Source organism: Chryseobacterium sp. BGARF1 (genome assembly GCF_001677955.1).
GTDB lineage: Bacteria > Bacteroidota > Bacteroidia > Flavobacteriales > Weeksellaceae > Chryseobacterium.
This window is the reverse complement of sequence record NZ_LELA01000005.1, coordinates 1-21436: the sequence shown is the minus strand read 5'-3', so window position 1 is coordinate 21436 and position 21436 is coordinate 1. Positions and strand designations below refer to the sequence as shown.

22 protein-coding genes are annotated in these 21436 nt (G+C 33.0%); 9 read left to right on the top strand and 13 right to left on the bottom strand.

What is annotated here, in order from left to right; translation table 11 throughout:
• Nucleotides 1-584: 584 nt before the first annotated feature.
• Complete coding sequence (locus AB671_RS01455; RefSeq protein ID WP_066679412.1) at nucleotides 585-1175, bottom strand: hypothetical protein; 591 nt, start codon at nucleotides 1173-1175, stop codon at nucleotides 585-587.
• 355 nt (nucleotides 1176-1530) lie between these two features.
• A complete protein-coding gene (locus AB671_RS01450) occupies nucleotides 1531-2457 on the bottom strand; it encodes a Kelch repeat-containing protein (protein ID WP_157444102.1) in 927 nt (308 codons plus the stop codon).
• Nucleotides 2458-2927: 470 nt separating this feature from the next.
• On the opposite strand from AB671_RS01450, the gene AB671_RS01445 reads away from it, so the two are divergent.
• Nucleotides 2928-3536 (top strand): hypothetical protein, encoded by a 609-nt coding sequence (locus AB671_RS01445; protein WP_157444101.1) that lies wholly within the window; start codon nucleotides 2928-2930, stop codon nucleotides 3534-3536.
• A gap of 200 nt (nucleotides 3537-3736) precedes the next feature.
• Here AB671_RS01445 and AB671_RS01440 read toward each other — a convergent pair whose 3' ends face one another.
• From AB671_RS01440 to AB671_RS01415, 6 genes are all read right to left on the bottom strand, one after another.
• Nucleotides 3737-4327 (bottom strand): hypothetical protein, encoded by a 591-nt coding sequence (locus tag AB671_RS01440; protein WP_066681834.1) that lies wholly within the window; start codon nucleotides 4325-4327, stop codon nucleotides 3737-3739.
• Between the two features lie 134 nt (nucleotides 4328-4461).
• Complete coding sequence (gene groL / locus AB671_RS01435; RefSeq protein ID WP_066681831.1) at nucleotides 4462-6087, bottom strand: chaperonin GroEL; 1626 nt, start codon at nucleotides 6085-6087, stop codon at nucleotides 4462-4464.
• Nucleotides 6088-6191: 104 nt separating this feature from the next.
• On the bottom strand, nucleotides 6192-6548 hold the full coding sequence (locus AB671_RS01430; RefSeq protein WP_066681828.1) for a four helix bundle protein: 357 nt from the start codon (nucleotides 6546-6548) through the stop codon (nucleotides 6192-6194).
• 46 nt (nucleotides 6549-6594) lie between these two features.
• Nucleotides 6595-6873 carry a co-chaperone GroES gene (gene groES / locus AB671_RS01425; protein ID WP_066681821.1) on the bottom strand — a complete coding sequence of 93 codons (279 nt, stop codon included), beginning with the start codon at nucleotides 6871-6873 and terminating at the stop codon, nucleotides 6595-6597.
• A gap of 153 nt (nucleotides 6874-7026) precedes the next feature.
• Nucleotides 7027-9405: a M1 family metallopeptidase gene (locus AB671_RS01420; protein ID WP_066681814.1), complete on the bottom strand. Its 2379-nt coding sequence runs from the start codon at nucleotides 9403-9405 to the stop codon at nucleotides 7027-7029.
• An 11-nt stretch (nucleotides 9406-9416) separates the two neighbouring features.
• Nucleotides 9417-9788: a winged helix-turn-helix transcriptional regulator gene (locus AB671_RS01415; RefSeq protein ID WP_066681811.1), complete on the bottom strand. Its 372-nt coding sequence runs from the start codon at nucleotides 9786-9788 to the stop codon at nucleotides 9417-9419.
• Between the two features lie 86 nt (nucleotides 9789-9874).
• On the opposite strand from AB671_RS01415, the gene AB671_RS01410 reads away from it, so the two are divergent.
• On the top strand, nucleotides 9875-11260 hold the full coding sequence (locus tag AB671_RS01410; protein ID WP_066681808.1) for an MFS transporter: 1386 nt from the start codon (nucleotides 9875-9877) through the stop codon (nucleotides 11258-11260).
• Here AB671_RS01410 and AB671_RS01405 read toward each other — a convergent pair.
• A complete protein-coding gene (locus tag AB671_RS01405; RefSeq protein ID WP_066681806.1) occupies nucleotides 11240-11818 on the bottom strand; it encodes a HupE/UreJ family protein in 579 nt (192 codons plus the stop codon). The genes AB671_RS01410 and AB671_RS01405 overlap by 21 nt on opposite strands.
• A gap of 66 nt (nucleotides 11819-11884) precedes the next feature.
• Here AB671_RS01405 and AB671_RS01400 point away from each other — a divergent pair, with 66 nt between their 5' ends.
• Genes AB671_RS01400 through AB671_RS01390 form a run of 3 tightly spaced genes read left to right on the top strand, consistent with a single transcriptional unit; the run spans nucleotide 11885 to nucleotide 12911 of the window.
• The gene (locus AB671_RS01400) at nucleotides 11885-12136 is read left to right on the top strand and encodes a hypothetical protein (protein ID WP_066681805.1); all 252 of its coding nucleotides are present in this window, start codon (nucleotides 11885-11887) and stop codon (nucleotides 12134-12136) included.
• Nucleotides 12112-12414 carry a hypothetical protein gene (locus AB671_RS01395; protein WP_066681804.1) on the top strand — a complete coding sequence of 101 codons (303 nt, stop codon included), beginning with the start codon at nucleotides 12112-12114 and terminating at the stop codon, nucleotides 12412-12414. The genes AB671_RS01400 and AB671_RS01395 overlap by 25 nt, the downstream gene beginning before the upstream one ends.
• Nucleotides 12411-12911, top strand: a complete 501-nt coding sequence (locus AB671_RS01390) for a DUF6702 family protein (RefSeq protein ID WP_066681798.1) — start codon at nucleotides 12411-12413, stop codon at nucleotides 12909-12911. The genes AB671_RS01395 and AB671_RS01390 overlap by 4 nt, the downstream gene beginning before the upstream one ends.
• Nucleotides 12912-12914: 3 nt before the next feature.
• Here AB671_RS01390 and AB671_RS01385 read toward each other — a convergent pair whose 3' ends face one another.
• The 4 genes from AB671_RS01385 to radA all read right to left on the bottom strand — a co-directional run bounded on the left by AB671_RS01385 (nucleotide 12915) and on the right by radA (nucleotide 16365).
• Nucleotides 12915-13508 (bottom strand): ACP phosphodiesterase, encoded by a 594-nt coding sequence (locus AB671_RS01385; protein ID WP_066681795.1) that lies wholly within the window; start codon nucleotides 13506-13508, stop codon nucleotides 12915-12917.
• Entirely contained in the window at nucleotides 13505-14212 is a 708-nt protein-coding gene (locus AB671_RS01380; RefSeq protein WP_066681840.1) for a VanW family protein, read from the bottom strand. The genes AB671_RS01385 and AB671_RS01380 overlap by 4 nt, the downstream gene beginning before the upstream one ends.
• The gene (locus AB671_RS01375; protein WP_066681793.1) at nucleotides 14209-14880 is read right to left on the bottom strand and encodes a class I SAM-dependent DNA methyltransferase; all 672 of its coding nucleotides are present in this window, start codon (nucleotides 14878-14880) and stop codon (nucleotides 14209-14211) included. Before AB671_RS01375 ends, AB671_RS01380 begins: the two co-directional genes overlap by 4 nt.
• A 135-nt stretch (nucleotides 14881-15015) precedes the next feature.
• Nucleotides 15016-16365, bottom strand: a complete 1350-nt coding sequence (gene radA / locus AB671_RS01370) for a DNA repair protein RadA (protein ID WP_066681790.1) — start codon at nucleotides 16363-16365, stop codon at nucleotides 15016-15018.
• Nucleotides 16366-16465: 100 nt separating this feature from the next.
• On the opposite strand from radA, the gene AB671_RS22895 reads away from it, so the two are divergent.
• The 4 genes from AB671_RS22895 (at nucleotide 16466) to yidC (ending at nucleotide 21111) form a co-directional block, all read left to right on the top strand.
• Nucleotides 16466-16726, top strand: a complete 261-nt coding sequence (locus AB671_RS22895; protein WP_262484079.1) for a YceI family protein — start codon at nucleotides 16466-16468, stop codon at nucleotides 16724-16726.
• On the top strand, nucleotides 16702-17034 hold the full coding sequence (locus tag AB671_RS22890; RefSeq protein ID WP_262484078.1) for a YceI family protein: 333 nt from the start codon (nucleotides 16702-16704) through the stop codon (nucleotides 17032-17034). Before AB671_RS22895 ends, AB671_RS22890 begins: the two co-directional genes overlap by 25 nt.
• Nucleotides 17035-17240: 206 nt before the next feature.
• Complete coding sequence (locus tag AB671_RS01360; protein WP_066681787.1) at nucleotides 17241-18848, top strand: CTP synthase; 1608 nt, start codon at nucleotides 17241-17243, stop codon at nucleotides 18846-18848.
• Nucleotides 18849-19287: 439 nt separating this feature from the next.
• Nucleotides 19288-21111: a membrane protein insertase YidC gene (yidC, locus tag AB671_RS01355; RefSeq protein WP_066681778.1), complete on the top strand. Its 1824-nt coding sequence runs from the start codon at nucleotides 19288-19290 to the stop codon at nucleotides 21109-21111.
• Nucleotides 21112-21436: the final 325 nt, after the last annotated feature.

Genomic DNA, 21436 nt, shown 5'->3' with positions numbered 1-21436 from the left:
TAATTTTCGAAAGATGTTAATTGGTTACAAGCCAGAGCCTGGGAAGAATATTGTTTTATAAAGGAAGAATATTACTCTAAGTCGCTATAATATAAAATTGTATCGTGCCAATCTAAAACAATGTTGCCAGAATACTACTTTAAGTCACAAGAATATTACTTTAAGTTGCTGTAATATAAAATCATATCGTGCCAATCTAAAACAATGTTGCCAGAATACTACTTTAAGTTGCAAGAATATAGTTTTATGACGGAAGAATATTACTCTAAGTCGCTGTAATATAAAATTGTATCGTGCCAATCTAAAACAATGTTACAAGAATACTACTTTAAGTCAGAAGAAGATTGTTTTATGACGGAAGAATATTACTTTAAGTTGCTATAATATAAAATTACATCGTATCAATATGAAATTATTGATATACATCCGTTTTTACTAATGACCCATAATTTAACGCAAAGGCAAACAAAGAATCTTAAAATTTGACCGTTTTAAAGTTATACAAAGGCGTAAATTTAGTAAAGAAATACAAGAAGTTGTAAAATATGAGAAATTGTGAATAAGCATTAATTGTTTTTATCAAGTTAAATTTCTTTATTAATTAGAAAACCTCTGGATTGTAAATATTCATCAATTTCTATTTCAAATGGAAGTTCAAAACCATTATCTAAATCAAATATTCCGGCTGAATTGTCTGATGATTCTAAAAATCCGATTGTTTTTGAGCGGGTATTTTCTTTTGCGTTTTTCCAGCAGTTTTTAATGAAATCAATTTCCAATCCGTTTTGATTTTCCCAATAATTGGCAAAATCCAAGTGATTTTCATCATTGAGATAGGCTGAATAATCAATATTGTTTTCATCCAAAACCGTTTTACATAATTCCTGAACATCAAAATAGGAGTAGTCTTCCAAAGAATGGTCTTTCAAATGCAATTCTGCAATCTGCGTGGTTTTATCCGGAGCGTAATATTCATAATTGGGCAAAGCAAATAAAAAAGCCAAAGGATTGGTAGCGTAATAATACAAACTGATTACTTCTATCTTTCTGTCATCTTCTCTGAATTGATATTGCGAACTCAAAACATTCATTAAAAAATCGGTCACTACCTTTTCTCTCGGAAGCAGGAAAGTAGTAATAAATGCTTCATCAATTTTCGTTTCTATATAACCCATAATTTATTGTTGACTGTAAAATTAATAAAAACCGTTCTGGAAATAGGAACGGTTTTGATTTTTTGATAGCGTAGATTTATAATTTATATAGGATGTTTAAACTAATTTGAAATTTAACCACAAAAGGAACAAAAGACCATTATAAAGCTATTATTAGATAACCAAAGTTTTCAAAAGAATAAAAAATCAAAGATTTTTAAAGGTTTTTGTGTGCTTTTTTCTTTGTACTCATTAACTTTAAATAGAAAATGTCTAAATCTTTTGTCTCTTTTGTGGTTAAATAAAAAGATTAAACAAGTTTTATATTAAAAGGCACGGATTGCAAATCTGCGACAGCGGATACATCTTCATTCGTTTAATTAGCGGAAAGTGCTTCTTCGCTAATATCTGCAACCTGAATGCTTTTAATAGCTGATTTGGTTGAGGATGCTGTACTTCCACCTATGATGTATAATTTATTGTTATATATTTCCGCAGCTGCGTGTCGTCTGGGAATCATGTTGGATGATAACTTATATAATTTATTCGTTTCTGTATCAAAATAGGCCAGAAAATTTTGATTATTATATCCACCTGCAATAAAAATCTTATTACCGGACACCGCTAATGAATGACCGGATATCGCAGCAGACATCGTGTATTGCTCAGTCCAAAGATTTTTGTTGAGATCGTACACGTTGACCAAACGTGATGAGGTTCCGTTAAAGCCACCAATAACATAGAGTTTATCATTCACAATTTTGCCCCTTGCTTCTCTGGCTGTTGGCATATTCGGCAACGGATGCCATGTGTCTGAAGCGATGTCGTAATATTGGAATCTATCAGAAAATACGGTGGTGGCGGCATTGTTTAGCCCACTTCCTCCGAAGGTATATATTTTTCCGTTATGAATGGCAGAACCTGCATTTCCTGTGTAGGCATGATTAATAGCTCCCTTCGTTTTTTTATGAGTTTCAAGGTCTATAATTTCAAGATTGCTGTTTCCCCAACCGTTAAAAATGTAGATTTTATTATTGTAAGTCTCCGAATTGGCGAATCTTTTAGGAACCAGACTAGAGTTGATGACACTCCAACGGTTATCTTTAATACTGTATTTTTCAATAATAGTAGCATTACCATCCGTATCTTTATACCCATTGCTTACATAGATATTGTCAACTGCAATGGCACTGCTTATCGCTCCTCTTTTCATAGACATATCCGAAAGATGTTTAAAATTTAGGGTTTGTGCGTTCGCTAAACATAAACCGAAAAGTGAAAGGAGTAATAATTTTGTTTTCAATGACGTTGAGGTTTGGTTTAATTGATTTTCTGTGTAGAAAAATATGTTTTAAATATAGGGAAAAGTGGTGGATTGGAAAGTTGAGATCTTGAATTCGTTTTGATATGGAAAAACCGCTCAGATAGGAGCGGTTTTGTTTTATCATTATTGCACAAAGTCATGAGACTTTGCGCAGCGGGGGATTTGGTTTTAAAGATAGGGAAAAGTGGCGGATTGGAAATCTGCGACATCGGGTTCTAAATTATTAATTCAAGAAAGTAAATTTTATTGAGTAAATGTTTTTTATGAAAAAGCCACACGAAGGGATTCGTGCGGCAGCGAAGGGGGCTCACACAAGCGAGGGATTCGCATTAAAAAAATAATTAAATTTACATCAAAATTTCATGTTGAAAAAAATACTGCCTTTCTTCGTTCTAGTAATTCAATTCTCGTACTCACAATGTACAATTGATGACTTAAATTTGAAACTTATGGGTAAACAGCTCTCAGAAGTTAATAATTATTTATATTCATCAACTGAAGTGTCTGATATAAGGGAAAATGGTAGTTGGGATGGTAGAAAAATACCAGATATAAAATCAAATTATGGCTATTTAGATGAAGAATTTTCCAAAAAATCTATTTCTTTTAAATATGGTTTAAATAAATGTTTTACCAATTTTTCCAGTAAAGATAAAACTTCATATAATTTAAAATTAATAAATAATAAAGTGTATGCGATTTCCATAAAAAGGAAATATGATTTCGATTCTGAACAATTTAAGAATGATTTTAAAGATGTTACTTTAATTATACAAAAAAAATTTAATCATGTTTCGGATAATAAAATAATACAATATAAATTTAACGTGTCTGAAAACAATGTGAATGGTGAATATATAGCAACAGCAAAAAGTACTATTTATGATAACTTAAAAAAGTATCCAAAAATTTGGAAGGTTAATCAAGTTGAAATTATAAACGGCAAAGATTATACTACCAATAAGCTAGGAGGATATGCTTTACCACCAATAAATCTATTTATAGAGATAGAGTTTACAGAATTGGAGGGAACACCTTTAGATAATAGAGGATATTAATTTTGGAGTATTACAAATAAAAATACATTTCTCTAAAAACAAAAAACTGTTTAATATACTAAAGTATCTCTGACAATTAAATTCTACTGGCATTACAAATCCCACCAAATAAGAAAGTCTAAGATTTAAATTTCTGAATATTTGTAAGTGATGTATTTTGTAGAGTTGGCTTTAATATTTATTGGTTACGAACAGTAAAATTATTTTTCACCCTTGATTTTTTCAATCTCACTCCAAAGTCGATCATCGATTTTTTTTAAGCTTTCTTGAAGTCTAGCATTTGCGTAGTTTTTTAAATCAAGTATTAAATCTTTTAATAGGTTTAAATCCTTTATTAGTGGTGAAGCTTGCACAACAACCGGAAGATGGTATTCAAATCCTACTTTTCCATTATTTCTATTTTCTGCAACAAGCAAGAGACAATTTTCAATTTCATTATCTTCCCTATGTGCAATAAATTTATTTCTTAAATCTCGTAACTCATTGTGAATATTTTTGTATTCTGTTTTGATACAATGTTGCTCTACTAAAGATGTAAAGCCATTTTTAGATTTTGTAAAAATTTTACCATAAGTTATAATGATATTGTTCCATACGCTATTTAAGACAAGTTCTTCCTTATTTTGTGAAGTTGTAATTATTTCAAAACAATCCAAGATTGTATCTAAGTCTATAAGAATTAATTTAAAGGAAATTGCCCGCTTAGCAAATTTATCAGATATTCTAATATGCTGCCGTCTATTTAATTCATTATATTTTTTAATTATTTCTTTATTTAATTCTTCATTCACTTCAAAACATTTTTTAGTGACTTAAATATACGTAAAAATTAGAATTTATGTCTATCCTCCTATTAAAGAACGAAAAAACCGCTCAGAAAAATCTGAACGGTTTAATATATTTGCCTCGGTCGCTGACCGGGCTGTTACATCATTCCTGGCATTCCACCTCCCATTGGCATAGCTGGTTCAGCGCTCTTTACTTCAGTGATCACACATTCAGTTGTTAAAAGCATTCCAGAAACAGAAGCTGCGTTTTCAAGGGCAACTCTTGTTACTTTCGTAGGGTCGATGATTCCTGCTTCAAGCATGTTGACATACTCGTCAGTTTTAGCGTTGTAACCGAAATCTCCAGTTCCTTCAGCAACTTTAGCTACGATCACAGAACCTTCACCACCTGCGTTAGCAACGATTTGTCTCAATGGCTCTTCGATCGCTCTTTTTACGATCTTGATCCCTGTAGTTTCGTCAGCATTGATCCCTTGAAGATCTTCTAAAGCAGAAATAGCTCTTACAAAAGCAACACCACCACCTGCAACGATACCTTCTTCAACTGCTGCTCTTGTAGCGTGAAGTGCATCATCAACTCTGTCTTTTTTCTCTTTCATTTCAACTTCAGAAGCTGCACCTACGTAAAGTACGGCAACACCACCAGCTAATTTAGCCAATCTCTCCTGTAGTTTTTCTCTGTCGTAGTCAGAAGTAGTCGTTTCCATCTGAGCTTTGATTTGAGCAACTCTTCCTTTGATCTTGCTTTCTTCACCACCACCGTTTACAACTGTAGTGTTGTCTTTGTCGATAGATACTTTTTCAGCAGTTCCCAACATATCAATGGTAATGTTTTCCATTGTGAAACCTTGCTCTTCAGAAATCACTGTTCCTCCTGTAAGGATTGCGATATCTTCCAACATTGCTTTTCTTCTGTCTCCGAATCCTGGAGCCTTTACAGCAGCAATTTTAAGAGAACCTCTCAATTTGTTTACTACTAAAGTTGCCAAAGCTTCACCTTCAACTTCTTCAGAAACAATTAATAAAGATTTACCTCCTTGAGCAATTGGCTCAAGAACCGGAAGCAATTCTTTCATTGAAGATATCTTTTTCTCCACTAAAAGGATGTAAGGATTTTCTAGTTCAACCAACATTTTTTCAGGGTTAGTCACGAAATATGGCGACTGGTAACCTCTGTCAAACTGCATCCCTTCTACAACGTCAACCGTTGTATCGATACCTTTAGCTTCTTCTACTGTGATAACTCCTTCTTTACCCACTTTTCCGAAAGCTTCAGCGATCAATGCACCGATCGTTTCGTCGTTGTTAGCAGAAACTGAAGCAACTTGCTTTACCATTTCTGTAGAATCACCAACTGTTTTAGATTGAGATTTAAGGTTTTCAACAACTGCAGTTACTGCTTTGTCGATTCCTCTTTTCAAATCCATTGGGTTTGCACCTGCAGCTACGTTCTTAAGACCTTCTCTTACGATAGCCTGTGCCAAAACAGTAGCGGTAGTAGTACCGTCTCCTGCGATATCATTGGTTTTGGAAGCAACTTCTTTTACCATTTGCGCTCCCATATTTTCTACTCTGTCTTCAAGTTCGATTTCTTTTGCTACAGAAACACCGTCTTTAGTAACGTGAGGTGCACCGAAAGATTTTTCGATTACTACGTTTCTACCTTTTGGTCCTAAAGTTACTTTTACTGCATTAGCCAATGCATCAACCCCTCTTTTTAGAGCGTCTCTTGACTCGATATCGAATTTTATTTCTTTTGCCATGTTGTTTAGCTTTTGGCGATTTGCTTTTAGCTTTTGGCTTTAGCAATTCGCGGTTTTAATTTATAATTTGATTTTTTTTTAAGCTATCAGCGATTTGCTAAAAGCTATTTTCCATTGAGCCTGTTCCAAAGTGTTACAAGCTTCTTTTTTAATATTATAAGTTCTTCTGAAAGATTTTGAAAATCAATTTCGTTGATGTAATTTAAATCTTTAGAAAGTATTAATTGGTTTTCAGCTTCATTTGACGAGCCTAGTGCAATATTGATGAAATTAGCAAATTCTTTATCTGAATTTCTTCCGCTTCCTTCCGAAATATTATATCCGATTGAGGCAAATGATCTTCTGATTTGAGAGGTCAATCCAAAAATCTCTTCTTTAGGAAAACTCTTGGTTGAATTATAAATTTTTAAAGTTAATTGATGGCTCAATTGCCAAACTTCAAATTTCTTAAAATCTCTCATAGTATTAGCTTGAACTTAATTGCAAAAAGCTAGAAGCAAAAAGCCATTAGCCAATTATTCCTAGTAGATCAGCTTCCTTAACGATTAAGAAATCTTTACCGTCTAATTTTAATTCAGAACCTGAATATTTTCCATAAAGAACTTTGTCACCTACCTGTACTGTTGTTGGCTCATCTTTTTTACCAGGACCTACTGCTACAACTGTACCTTCTTGTGGTTTTTCTTTCGCCGTGTCTGGAATAATAATTCCTGAAGCTGTTTTAGTTTCTGCAGCGATCGGCTCAATCAAAACTCTATCTGCTAATGGTTTAAAGTTTACTGACATAATATATTTTATTTTTTAATTATTTCTGTGTAGGAAGTCTCTAATTGTATGCCAAGAAGGGGTTTTAAAAATTTTGGCAGACTTTTGAAATGTTAATGTGAAATTTTGGCAGAAAAAAAGTCCACCTGTTATCAGTGAACCTTCTATTAAATTTTAGTTTTTCTTTCCTGCAGCCTGCATCGGATTGACCTTTCCATTGGCGCCTCCTCTCACAGTTCCATTTTGTTTTTCTTTGAAAACATGGAATTTTGAAGTTTCAGAAGAGCTTCCGTCATTGCTCCAGAAATTGTTTGAAGTATCAATATCTGCAGTTTCTCTCATAGGATCCAGTTGAATTGATTTTAATTTTTTATCGAAATAGAACGTTTTTGAAATTTTCTTTTCATTGTGTCTCCAAATTTGAGCCGAAGATTTATCTCTTAATTTTGAACCGTCTTCAAAAGTGAATTCAAGAATAACAGGCATTACTAAACCTCCTTTATTTACAAAGTCAATTTGATAAGCATTGATGTTTTTAAGCTTTTCCTGTTCTTTTTTGTCTAAAGCGATATTTGCTTCTGTTTTTAAAGTGTATTCTTTATTGGTATCTACTTTTTCCTGACCACGGTCATAGCGGTAATAAAAATCCTGTAGATTTTTATCTTTATCTACTTCAAATGCAATCGTTTTATCTTCTTTATTTCTGACCTTTGAAATGTCTTCAAAAGGATTTTGTAAAGGTTCTTCTACTTTGTATTTAGTTACATTAGCTTCTTTTACAGTGCTGAAATCCGGACTAGCCATGGTCACTTTATCGATCGCAATGTCTACAGGGTCTGTTCCATAAAACCAACCTCTCCAGAACCAGTCTAGGTCTTCACCACTTGCATCTTCCATTGTTCTGAAAAAATCTGCAGGTTCAGGATGTTTGAACGCCCATCTTTTAGAATAGGTTTTAAAAGCTTTGTCGAAAAGCTCTCTTCCCATAATGGTTTCACGAAGAATATTCAATCCTGTTGCTGGTTTTGAATAGGCATTCGGTCCAAACTGAATAATGTTTTCAGAATTACTCATAATTGGTTCCAATTGGTCTTTCGGAAGCTTCATGTAATCCACGATCGTCCAAGCCGGACCACGTTTTGAAGGGAATTTATTGTCCCATTTTTCTTCCGTTAAATATTCGGTAAAGGTATTTAGACCTTCATCCATCCAGCTCCATTGTCTTTCGTCTGAATTGATGATCATCGGGAAAAAGTTGTGCCCCACTTCATGAATAATTACACCGATCATTCCGTTTTTGGTACCTTCAGAATAAGTTCCGTCTTTTTCTGTTCTTCCAAAGTTGAAACAGATCATCGGATATTCCATTCCATTTGAAGCTTCTACAGACTGCGCTACCGGATAAGGATATGGAATTGTAAATTCTGAATACGTTTTAATGGTATGAGCAACGGCTTTTGTTGAATATTTTCTGTACAGGCCATAAGCTTCTTTCGGGTAGAAACTCATCGCCATTACTTTATTGTTGTTTTCAGGAATGGTAACTCCCATTGCGTCCCAAACAAATTTTCTTGAAGAAGTCCAGGCAAAATCTCTTACATCCTTTGCTTCAAAAACCCAAGTTTTTCTTTGTTTTGAATGATTTTTTTCTGCTTTTTTAGCTTCATCCAAAGTCACAATTTCTACAGGTTCAGCTGAAGTCTGAGACTTTTTATATCTTGATAATTGTTCTGATGAAAGAACCTGTTCGTAATTTTTACATTCTCCGGTTCCGCCAATAATGTGATCAGCGGGAACGTTCATCGAAACTTTATAGTTTCCAAAAACTAAAGCAAATTCACCTCTTCCTGTAAACTGATGATTTTGCCATCCATGAAAATCACTGTAAACGCACATTCTCGGGAACCATTGCGTGATGGTGTACAAATCATTTCCATCTTCTGCGAAATTTTCGTAACCGCCACGACCACCCATTTTTATACGGTTTGGAATATTGTAATTCCAATCGATCTTAAAAATGAATTTTTCGCCTTTTTTCAAAACTTTAGGAAGATCAATACGCATCATCGTTTTGTTGACGGTGTATTTCAAAGGATTTCCTGAAGCATCAGTTACTTTTTCCAAATTTACGCCAAGACCGTTATCTTTTGCAGGAAGATCTGTCGTTTTTAGCTGCTGGTCATTCAACGATTTTGGAAGGGTAGAAGAGAACTGATAATCTGCTTTATTTAAAGTTGATTGCTGGTTTTCGTCTAGCTGAAGCCAAATGTAATCTAAATCGTCAGGTGAATTGTTGTGATACGTAACCGTTTCCGAACCTTTCAAATTTCTTTTATCTTCATCCAGATATGCGGTAATGTCGTAATCAGCTCTGTTTTGCCAATAAGCCTGTCCCGGAGCTCCTGATGCTGTTCTGTAAACGTTTGGCGTAGGAAGAATGGTCCCTAATTGTTCAAATCTGTTCCCATGGTTACTTCCCGGATTATTTTGAATATTCTGAGCAAAAGCGCCGGTATAAAATAGAACTGAAAGTGCAGCAACTTTAAATTTCATAGCTAATATTTTTAATTGTTTTCAGGAAAAGCTAACCACCAGTCTTCCATTGATTTTATAATAGGCAAAAAGGCAATCCCTTTTTCTGTTAATTTATATTCTACTCTCGGAGGAATTTCAGCATAAGCAATTCTCAAAATAAGACCATCATTTTCCAATTCTTTTAAAATCGTGGTTAATGTTCCCTGTGCTAAATTATCTAATTCCCGCTTCAGAACTCCGAATCTTTTTGGACACTCATTAGCGATAATTTTTATCAGAGAGATCTTCCATTTTCCATTAATCATCTTCAAAGCGTGCTCTGCGTAGCAATTATTTGCCAGAAAAAGAAAATTTTCTGTACAGCTAACGGTTTCATTATCAGAATTAGTATTAAAATTCATACTGAGTATGTTTTTCTTACCTACTTGACAGCAGGATTTGAGGTTCTTACTTTTGATGCCGTAAAGTTAAAATATTATCAATAAAAATGAGAAATTTTCAAGAGTTTAACAAATGGCTGAGTTTAATTGTCATTTCGATGTCGATTTTTTTATGTGTTCTGGATCTTTTCATTGTTAATATTGCAATACCATCCATCAAAAATTCTATCAATGCAAGTACCGCCGAAACGCAGTTTATAATTGTTTTTTACATCATTGGTTACGGTGCTTTTCTGATTACAGGAAGTAAAATAGGGAACAAATATGGGCACAAGAAAACTTTTATCGTTTCCATGTTCAGCTTTATGTTGTTCTCATTTTTTTGTGGAAGTTCTACTTCTGCAATAGCATTGAATGTAAGTCGGCTTTTCCAGGGAATCTCGGCTGCTTTTATGGTTCCGCAGGGTGTTGCTTTAATTTCCAATGTTTTTACAATTGAAGAAGAAAGGGTAAAAGCTTTGGGGATTTATGGTGCGATTGCAGGAATCGCCTCGGTTATAGGACAGGTTTTAGGCGGAATAATCCCTGATTTTCATTTTAGTTTTGATGCGTGGCGACTTGTTTTCTTTATCAATATTCCGATTGCGATTTTGGTCATTATTTTAGCGAATAAATATTTGAAAGAAGTTGAGATTAACCGAAAAGAATCTATCCAAATCTTTCCACAAATAATATTGATTATTCTCCTGATTGTTTTGATGTATGAAATTGTAATTGGCGGAGAAGAAGGGTGGAGTCCAAGCAATATTTTATTGTTGCTTTCATCTTTAGCAGGTTTGATTATTTTTATTTTAAATCAAAAAAATAAATTTAAAAAAGGAAAAGAGGTTTTAATCAATATGAAACCTTTTTTATATCCAAGTTTTAAAATTGCACTTTTGGCGGCGGTTACTTATTACCTCGTTCAGGATTCTTACTTTTTCATCAATGCCAATTTTTTTGAAGAACATCATCATTTAAGCTCTACAAAAACAGGATTATTGTTTGCTTGCCAGGGAATCGGTTATGTTTTAGCCTCTCTTTTATCCGTGAGATTTTTAAATAAATATCAGGAAAAATTTATTGTTTTCGGTTTACTGATCATGATCTTAGGACTTGTAGCCCATATTTATAGCATCAATACCTCAATAATCAACTTACCAATTATTTGCGTTGTATTATTCTTTTACGGAATAGGATGCGGAATCGTTTTGCCGTCTATGTTTACCAATGCAATGAGAAAATTACATGTTTCAATTACTTCCCTTGCAACCGGAGTTTATTTGACGATACAACAGATCTCTATAGGATTTGGGGTAAGTTTGGTAGGCAGGGTTTATTTTAGTTTTGAAGATGGTTACTTTATGGCAACTTTAGTAATGATTGTTTTACTGTTGGTTACCATAAGTATATTTTTAATTTCAGGCTTTAGATTAAAAAGGAATTCTCTCTAAAGTCATTTTTAAAGCTAATGCAAAAACTCCCGACGATACAAAAAGGATCCAGTCTTTTTTGTTTACCTTGAATAGGTTTAAAAGAATGAAAAGCAATATTAGAATAGCAAAAACAATAACAATTTGACCCGCTTCCAAACCAATATTAAAACCTAACAACGGAACGGCAATGCTCTGACTTTTGGCAATCATCACTCTTGCGGTATTGGCAAATCCCAACCCGTGAATGAGCCCAAAAAATAATGCTAAGTAGTAATTTGTTTTATTTTGAGATTGTTTTTTATTTTTCATTACAATATTTCCGGCAGCAGTTAAAACAATCGTCAACGGAATCAAAAATTCAACCCAATCTGAAGGAAGCCTTACCACATCAAGAATACTTAATGCCAATGTTATCGAATGTCCGATGGTAAATGCAGTTACCAAGATCAGAATTTTTTTCCATTCTTTGAAGGTGTAAACAGCAATTAAAGCCAAAACAAAAAGCTGATGATCAAGCGCATCTAATGAAATAATGTGTTCCCAACCGAGTTTTAAATAAAATAAAAAGTCCTGCATTTTCCGATATTTTTTTGAAATGCGATGATACAAAATTTATTTTAACTTTGTATAAAATTCAGTGTTATGATTGTTAATATAGAACTAGAAAATGTGGAAGATTTTGCCTTTATCAAGCAACTTTTAGAGAAAATAAAAGGGGTTAAATCTGTTTCTATAAAGGAAGATGAAGAATTTTACGAAGATGGTACGCCAAAATGGTTTATCGAGAAATTGGCAGATTATGCAGACCGACTAGAAGAAAAAGATATGATTTCTGAGGAAGAGTTTTTTAATTATATTGATGAAGAAATATGCAGATTAAAATCTCCCAAATAGCAAAAATTTCCTTACGTGACCAAATAGAATTTCTTGAAAAGACCTGGAGTAGCCGAGAAATTGTAATCTTTCTGGAAGACATTAGAAAGGTTTCTGGTGATTTAAAACAAGGCAAATTTAGGCAGTTTCAAAAATATTCTAGCGATATCCGTTCAGCTTTAATCGGTAAAAAACACGTAAGAATGTTTTTCAGGAAAGAAAATGAAAAACAAATAAGGATTCTTCTTTTCTTTGACGTGCGACAGGATCCACAAAAAATTATTGATTTACTAAAATGAAAAAAATATTTTTCTTTTTCTCCATTCTATTTTTTCTTTTTTCTTTCACTAAAGTAAAACATCCTTATCACGTTGGTTCGGTAGAAATCAATTACAATTCAAAATCAAAAACCTTTGAAATTACCGGAAGGTTTTTCTTGGATGATTTAGAAAATGGTCTTAGTAAAAAATACGGAAAACCTTTTCATTTTAATGATGTGAAATATAAAGCTCAGATTAATGAGGCTTTAAAAAATTACAGTGCTGAATATTTAAAACTCAAAACAGATAATGAGTTTTTAAAAATAAATTACGTCGGTTATGAAGAAGACAGCGAATCTGTAAATATTTATTTGGAATCTGAAAAAGTGGAAAATCCAAAAAAAGTAGAAGCTGCGGTGAGTTTTCTTTACAATTTATTTGATGACCAAATCAATCTCGTTCATATTATCGTTAATGGAAACCGTAAAAGTGAAAAGCTGACGTATCCGAATCGATACTTATTTCAACAGTTTTAAAATTTATTTTTGAAGTTGCAGCAATGCATTTTCAGCTTTTGCATGAGCTAAAAGGTCAGGAAAGAAATCGTCATAGCATTTCTGTAAAATCTCTTTGTTGTTTAAAAAAGCCTGGAAAACGGGAATATCTTTATCTAAATATTTAGCTTTATTCAAAACATTCTGAATACTGAATTTAATGCCCCAATCTTCACGGTAATTGAATAACCAGTCGTCATGCTCCATTTTTGCGAGCATTTTTTTGAAATTTTCTGAAAGAAACTGCTCATTTTCATTAAGTACTCGGTAGACTTTTAAAGAATGTTCTTTCCAACCTTTCAAAGAATTGAGACTGAAATCTGTTGCCAGAAAATAATCCATTGAAACATCTACAAAAGCTCCCGCGTAAAGCCTTACAAGCGGACTGAAGACTTTTTTTGCCTCATGAATAGCTGGATGAGAATCGGTAAACGTATCAATCGAGCGATGAAGAGTAATGCCATCCTGAATGTCTTTCGGGAATGAATAGCGGTCTTTGTTTCGAATAAAATCTTCGAGAAACTGCCCGACAATTTGTCCGTCATTGAAAGTAAGAAAAGAGTGGGCGAGAAAGTTCATAAACGAATATAGAAATTTTTAAATAAACTTCGGTCATTAATTAAAGTTTCTACCCAAACTCCGTTTTTGATTTCATGGTATTTGAAATTGATGGTGTTGAGTTTTATTTCATTTTGAGAAATTATCGTGAAACAAAGTTGTTTTTCATCTACCCGACATTGGAATTGTACAGGAAACGGAAAATTATTCTTGATTTGTAAATCTTTATACCCAAAAACCACAGTAGAATCTGAACCTAAAGGCGTGAAACGTTCGTCTTCTTTATAAATATCCACAGAATGAGGATATCTTTCCAAAATTTCTAATCCGAATTGTAAAGCTGAATAATATAAAATGGATGAAAACTGACAGATTCCACCACCAAAATCTTGTGAAATATTATTTTTAATTAAATTTCTGCCTTCTTTAAAATTGTTTTGTTTGCTTGGCTTTCCTACGGTTTTCCAAAAAGAAAAAACTTCATTTGGCTGAATAATCAGATTGTTTATTTTTTCACAAACGATTTTTAAATTGTGTATTTTATTTTCATGAAAATCTCCTTTTCTGATGCCTTGTTTAAACTCGATTTTGTGATTGCCAATATCATTTTCGCTATAAATTTTAGAATAAAGATGATTGCTTTTTTGTTCATGAAAAAATCTTTGCAATAATCGGTATTGCAATTTCCATTGATAAGGAAGTGAGTCTTTTATAAACTGCTTCATTGTTTTTTCAAAACGATGATTTGATAAGATGCCCATTTTTTCAGAAAAGATTTGCAAATCATTATATCTAAAGGTAAAAACATTTTTCTGAAACTTTTTGAAATTCTATGAACAGGAAAAAACAAAATACCTTTTGTTTCAATAATTTGCCAATTGTTTTTTAATAACTCTGAAATTTCATCTGTGCTAAATGCATTATTAGCATGCCAATCTTCCTGAGTTAAGGGTGTTTTCTTTCTTGCTTTAGTTGGAAAATCAAAAATCAAAATTCCCTCATTATTTAATCTTTTGTGACATTCATTAAGGAAGTTCTCTGTTTCTTGTTTGGTTTGATGCATAATAACATGAAAGCTAAAAATACAGTCAAATTCTTCTTCAAAAGGAATGCTTGAAATATCACCAATCTTTAATGTTTTTTGAGGAAATTTAGCTTGGGCAATATTCAGCATTTCCTGACTGAAATCTACACCATGTGTTGCAAAATTTAATAATCTTCCAGTTCCGCAACCTAAATCTAAAACGTTGGAATAGTTTTTATTTCTAAAAAATGAATTTAAGAAATACCTTTCCTGTCTATCAATATATTTTCCGTAAGAGTTTTCGAACCTGTTTTCATCATAGGTTTTTGCAAGATTATTATAATATTGATGAATTTGATTTTTAATCATTTTAAATTTAATTCTTCGAGAGATGAATTTAGATAAAAAAACAAATCCTCAGAAAAAATTCTGAGGATTTTAGTTAGTATTTTAATATCAATTTAGAAATTAATGTAAAATATTGATATACATGCTTTTTTAATATTAAAACAATCGCTCATGAAAATCCTCAACCTTACTCACTTCTTCAATCTTAATCCCAAACTTTTTCTTTGGAAGTTTATTTAAATTCGAGATGAAAATTTTCTGATAACCCAATTTCTCAGCTTCTGTAATTCTTTGTTCGGCTTGTGCAATTGGACGAATTTCTCCGCTTAACCCAATTTCTCCAGCAAAACAAAAATGTTCAGAAATGGCAATATCTTCATTCGAGGAAAGGATTGAAGCGACAACAGCCAAATCTAAAGCCGGATCATCAGTCTTAATTCCCCCAGTGATATTTAAGAAAACATCTTTTGCACCTAGCTGAAAACCTGCTCTTTTTTCAAGAACAGCCAAAAGCATATTTAATCTTTTAGAATCAAAACCTGTGCAGCTTCTTTGCGGAGTTCCATAAACTGCGGTACTTACCAATGCCTGAATTTCCAAAAGCATCGGTCGGTTTCCTTCCAAAGTTACTGCTACTGAATTTCCGGAAAGTTCTTCAAATTTTTTGGTAATTAAAATTTCGGAAGGATTTTTTATTTCTTTTAAACCTTGAGAAACCATTTCGTAGATACCGATCTCTGCGGTTGAACCAAAACGGTTTTTATTAGCTCTTAATAATCTGAAAAGGTGATTTCTGTCGCCATCGAAATTCAAAACGACATCGACCATGTGTTCCAAAACTTTTGGCCCGGCAATTTGTCCGTCTTTGGTGATGTGACCAACCAAAAATACGGGAACGTTGTTCTCTTTGGCATATTTAATAATCTCATTTGAGCATTCTCTGATTTGGGAAACAGTTCCAGGCGAGCTTTCAATCAATTGAGATTGTAAGGTTTGAATAGAGTCAATAATCACGAAATCTGGTTCTAGTTTTTTAGCTTCATGAAGAATTTTTTCTAAAGAAGTTTCGGTGTATAGAAAACAGTTCGGATTTTTGACATCGGCTAAACGGTCGGCTCTCATTTTAATCTGTGAAGCACTTTCTTCCCCAGAAACATAGAAGATTTTCTTTTTCATTTTTAAAGCAAGCTGAAGAAGTAGAGTGGATTTACCAATTCCGGGTTCACCGCCTATTAAAGTGACAGATCCTAAAACAATTCCGCCACCTAAAACACGGTTTAGCTCATCGGAAGGTGTTTTTATTCTGGGTTCTTCAATGGCTTCAACTTCAATAATATTGATGACGCTTTGTTTTGATTTTGAAAAAGGAGGTGTTTTTGATGAGGTTTTTTCTACCACTTCTTCTACTAAAGTATTCCATTCCAGACAGTTTTTACATTGCCCGGTCCATTGTGGGTATTGCGAACCACAGTTTTGACAGAAGTATGCTGTTTTAAGTTTTGCCATGCCGTAAAATTATGAAAATATGCTTTAATTTTTTATCTTATCATAGGTCAATACTCAATAATAATATACTGACTATATTTGTCATTATAAATTTAAAAAAATGAAAAAAATACTATTAAGCTTTGCTTTTGCTTTGGTAAGCATGTTTACTTTTGCCCAAACTACTTGGACGGTTGATCCGGCACATTCATCTATTAATTTCAACATCAAGCACATGGGAATTAGTTTTGTGCAAGGAAGATTTGATAAATTTATAGGTAAAGTAGAAACTTCAGGAGTTATTTGGATAATGCTAGGTTTGATTTTACTGCTTATCCAGAAGCAATCAATACAGGAGTGGAGGCTAGAGATAAACATCTGAAGAGTGCAGACTTTTTTGACACAGAAAAATTTCCAGAAATCAGATTTCAAGGAGTAACTGTATCACAGGGAAAAGATAAAAGTTACACACTTAAGGGTGAATTAACAATCAAAGATGTTTCAAAAGAAATCAGTATTCCGGTAACTTTTGGTGGTATTGTCAAAAATCAACAAGGTAAAGAAGTGCTTGGTTTACAAGCGAAATTTACGATTAATCGTTTAGATTATAATATTAAATTTGATCCAACAGGAGCAGGTATTGCTAAAGATGTTGAAGTAAGTCTATTTTTAGAATTAACGAAACAATAATTTTTATATATAATTTGGTTTAGGTGAAAGGTTTCTCGAATGATTTTTGAGAAACCTTTTTTATTTTTTAAACAAGGAAGCTTGAGTGTTAATTTTCGCGTGTGAAACATTATTTATTTCTGGAAAAATGAATATTTCAAAATTTAAAACGCCAACAAAATTGCTTTGCTTTGCTTTTTGCCCTAACTTTGCACAAACCTAATCTAATGAGTAAAAAGAATACAAAGTACATCTTTGTGACAGGAGGTGTAACTTCATCTTTGGGAAAGGGAATCGTTTCTGCTTCTCTGGGACTTCTACTAAAATCACGCGGCTTTAATGTAACGATTCAAAAACTGGATCCTTATATTAATATCGACCCAGGAACATTAAACCCTTATGAACACGGAGAATGCTATGTAACCGAAGATGGCGCAGAAACAGATCTGGATTTAGGACACTATGAGCGTTATCTTGATGCTCCTACTTCTCAAAATAACAACGTTACAACAGGGAAGATTTACCAAACTGTAATTGATAAAGAAAGAAAAGGAGACTTTCTTGGGAAAACAGTGCAGGTAATCCCTCATATCACCAACGAAATTAAACGTAGAATTAAAATGCTATCTAAGCAGAACTACGATATCATCATTACAGAGATTGGTGGAACTGTAGGAGATATTGAGTCTTTACCATACATTGAAACTGTACGTCAGTTGAAGTGGGAATTGGGAGAGAAAAATTCTATGGTGATTCACTTAACTCTATTGCCTTATTTGGCGTCAAGTGGAGAATTAAAAACTAAACCTTCTCAACATTCTGTTCGTCAATTGATGGAAAGCGGAATTATGGCAGATGTTTTAGTATGTAGAACAGAGCACACTATTCCCAAAGATCAGAGAGCAAAATTAGCTCAATTCTGTAACGTTTCTTTAGAAAATGTGATTGAATGTAAAGATTTGGAGACAATCTATGAAGTTCCGATGTACCTTCAGAAACAAAATTTTGATGATGTCGTTCTAAAAGAATTGGATCTTAAAAATGATAAAGAAGCTGATCTTAAGGACTGGAAAACTTTCCTTAAAAAATTCAAAAATCCTAAAAGAACGGTAGAAATTGCTTTAGTAGGAAAATATATTTCTCTACAAGACTCTTATATTTCTATTGCTGAAGCTTTCAAACATGCAGGGGCAAGTCTTGAGACTGAAGTGAAAGTAAGATGGGTATACAGTGGAGAGATTACTGCTGAAAATATTCAAGAAACTTTACAAGGTGTTGATGGTATTCTTGTTGCTCCAGGTTTTGGTGACAGAGGAATTGAAGGTAAAGTACTTACTGCTCAGTATGCAAGAGAAAATAAAGTTCCGATGTTAGGAATTTGTTTAGGAATGCAGATTATGACCATTGAATTTGCCAGAAATGTTCTTGGACATACAAAAGCAAACTCTATGGAATTTGATACGTCTACACCGGATCCTGTAATTTCTATCATGGAAGAGCAGAAAAATGTTGTAGATAAAGGAGGTACAATGCGTCTTGGTGCTTGGAAATGTTCATTGAAGAATGCATCTAAGTTATATGAGATTTACGGAGCTAAAAATATTTCTGAAAGACACCGTCACCGTTATGAATTCAACAGTGATTATCTTCAGGAATTCGAAAAGAATGGTTTCTTAGCAACAGGTACAAACCCTGAAACAGGACTGGTTGAAGCACTTGAAATGACAGATCATCCTTTCTACGTGGGAGTACAATATCATCCGGAATACAAAAGTACGGTGGCAACTCCGCATCCTTTATTCAAAGCTTTTATCAAGGCTTGTGAACAAAAATAATAAGGGATTTAATTTGTAAAACCTTTTGGATGGTGATGACTTACAGGTTTTTAAAACCGATAAAGTTTGAATCTAAAGTAATTATCAAATTATAAACGTTATATATAAACTCAGACTGAGAATAATCAGTCTGAGTTTATTATATAGTAACACATTATACTGTAGAGTTTTGATAAAAAAACAGTATTTTTGTCGACTCTAAAATGTATAACATTTTGATATACATTTTAAATTGAAAATTTCTAACTACAAAAGAAACAAAAGCTTTAGGTTTAATGTTTTTGTTTTAGAAAATAAGAAGCTCACAAAAAGAAAAATTGAAGATTTTCAAAAATTATGTGTTCTTTCAGATAAAAAGATAGATGATCTTTAAAAATGAGATATATCTTTTGTGGTTAATTTAATGTAGAATATATTTAAAAATTTTAATAAAAATAAAATGCAACAGAACAACGGACTCGATAAAAAGCAGATTATTAGTTTTGCGGTTTTATGTTTGGTTCTTTTCGGATTCATGTTTTATTTCCAAAGGAATAATGATGAACAAGAAAAACTGAAAGCTGAGCAACAGAAAACAGAACAGGCTAAAATTGCCACCAAACCAACTCCGGCAGCCGATATCAATCCCAATGTAACCCCGAATGCGATTCAGGTTTCCAATTTGGCAAACAACGAGTTGAAACTTGAGTTTTCAAGTTTGGGAGGTCAGGTTTCAAAAGTTGAGCTTTTAAAGTATAAAGCGTATGATCACAAAACCGATAAGGCAGATCTTCCCCTTAATTTGATTACTAAAAATAACTCGAGCTACGGTTTTCAGTTCAAAGATAAATCTGGAAAAACGGTTAATACCAAAGATTTGGTTTTCTCTCCGGTTGTTAATGGTAATGCTGTTACGTTAACGGCAAACTACAACGGTGCAACCATTCAGTTTATTTATACGATTAATAATAATCCTAAAGCAGAGCTTAAAGATCAATATACATTAGACTTTAAAGTAAGAACTCAAGGCTTATCCAATGTAACTTCTGATAACAAAGCAGATTTTATTTGGGATTACCAAGTAAGAAATTTAGAAAAAGGTAGAGCTCAGGAGCAGACCCATTCAGAATTTGTTTATGCATTTAATAATTATAAAGATTATGATTATGACGGGAGAACAGATATGACTGAGGATAAAGAAACCCTTAACTGGATTGGTGTAAAACAGCAGTTTTTCTCTTCTGTAATCGAATCTAAAACAGGGTTCACACACAGTAAAGGAAATCAAGAAGGTATTGAAGAAGGTGAATATTTGAAGAAACTGAATTTTGAAGGTTTCGTAGCCATGAACGGAGGCGAATTTAATCAGGATTTCACATGGTATTTTATGCCATTGGATTTACCTTTATTAAAATCTTACGACAAAAACTTTGACGAAATTTTACCATTAGGTTGGTCTTTCATTGGAGGAATGAACCGTTATTTCTTCATGTGGTTATACAGTGTTATAGCTGGATGGGGAATATCTGCAGGTTGGGTAATTTTCTTAATGACAATTATTGTGAAGCTTATTTTATCGCCAATTATGTATAAGCAGCATAAATTGAGTGCGATGATGAAAGTAATTCGTCCTGAAATTGATGAAGCGAATGCAAAATTCAAGGATGCAGATCCTATGAAAAAGCAACAAGCAACCATGGAAATCTACAGAAAAGCAGGGGTAAATCAAATGGCGGGATGTCTTCCGGCGTTGGTACAGATTCCTATTTTCTATGCATTATTTAGATTCTTCCCGAACTTTATCGATTTGAGAGGACAAGGATTCTGGTTTGCAAAAGACCTTACGGCATATGATGATTTGATTAAATTGCCATTTAAAATTCCTTTCTTGGGAGATCATTTAAGTGTTTTTGCGATTGCATGTACAATTGTGATTTTAATTTATACCGTAATGACTTCAGGAAATATGCAGCAGCCACAACAAGAGGGGATGCCAAATATGAAAGTGATTATGTATATTTTCCCTATCACATTCTTATTCTTCCTGAATACTTCTGCATCTGGTTTATCTTGGTATTATTTTGTATCGAATGCAATTAATATCTTGATTATCCTCGTCATTAAGTATGTAATTCTGGATGAAAAGAAAATCCATGCTCAAATTCAGGCTAACAAAGAAAAGCCTAAAGCGGAAGGAAAGTTCCAAAAGCGAATGAGAGAAATGATGGAAAAGGCTCAGGACGCCCAGAAAGCGCAGGAGCAGACGAAAGGCAAGAAAAAGTAACTTATTATAACAGAAAGAGAAGCAATTTATTGCTTCTCTTTTTTTGTAAAAAAATCATTAATATTATTTTTAATATATTGAGCTACAAAAAAAAAGATATGTTTTTACCATCAAATATTGATTGGTTTTTGATGATCTTTCTATCACTTATGAAATTAGTTTCAGATGTTTGTTTTGGTTGTTGTTTTGCATAATTTTATGTTAATTTGTTATTTTTTTAAATTGTGATTAAATTACGTTAGTTAGTTAGTTAGTTAGTTAGTTAGTTAGTTAGTTAGTTAGTTAGTTAGTTAGTTAGTTAGTTAGTTAGTTAGTTAGTTAGTTA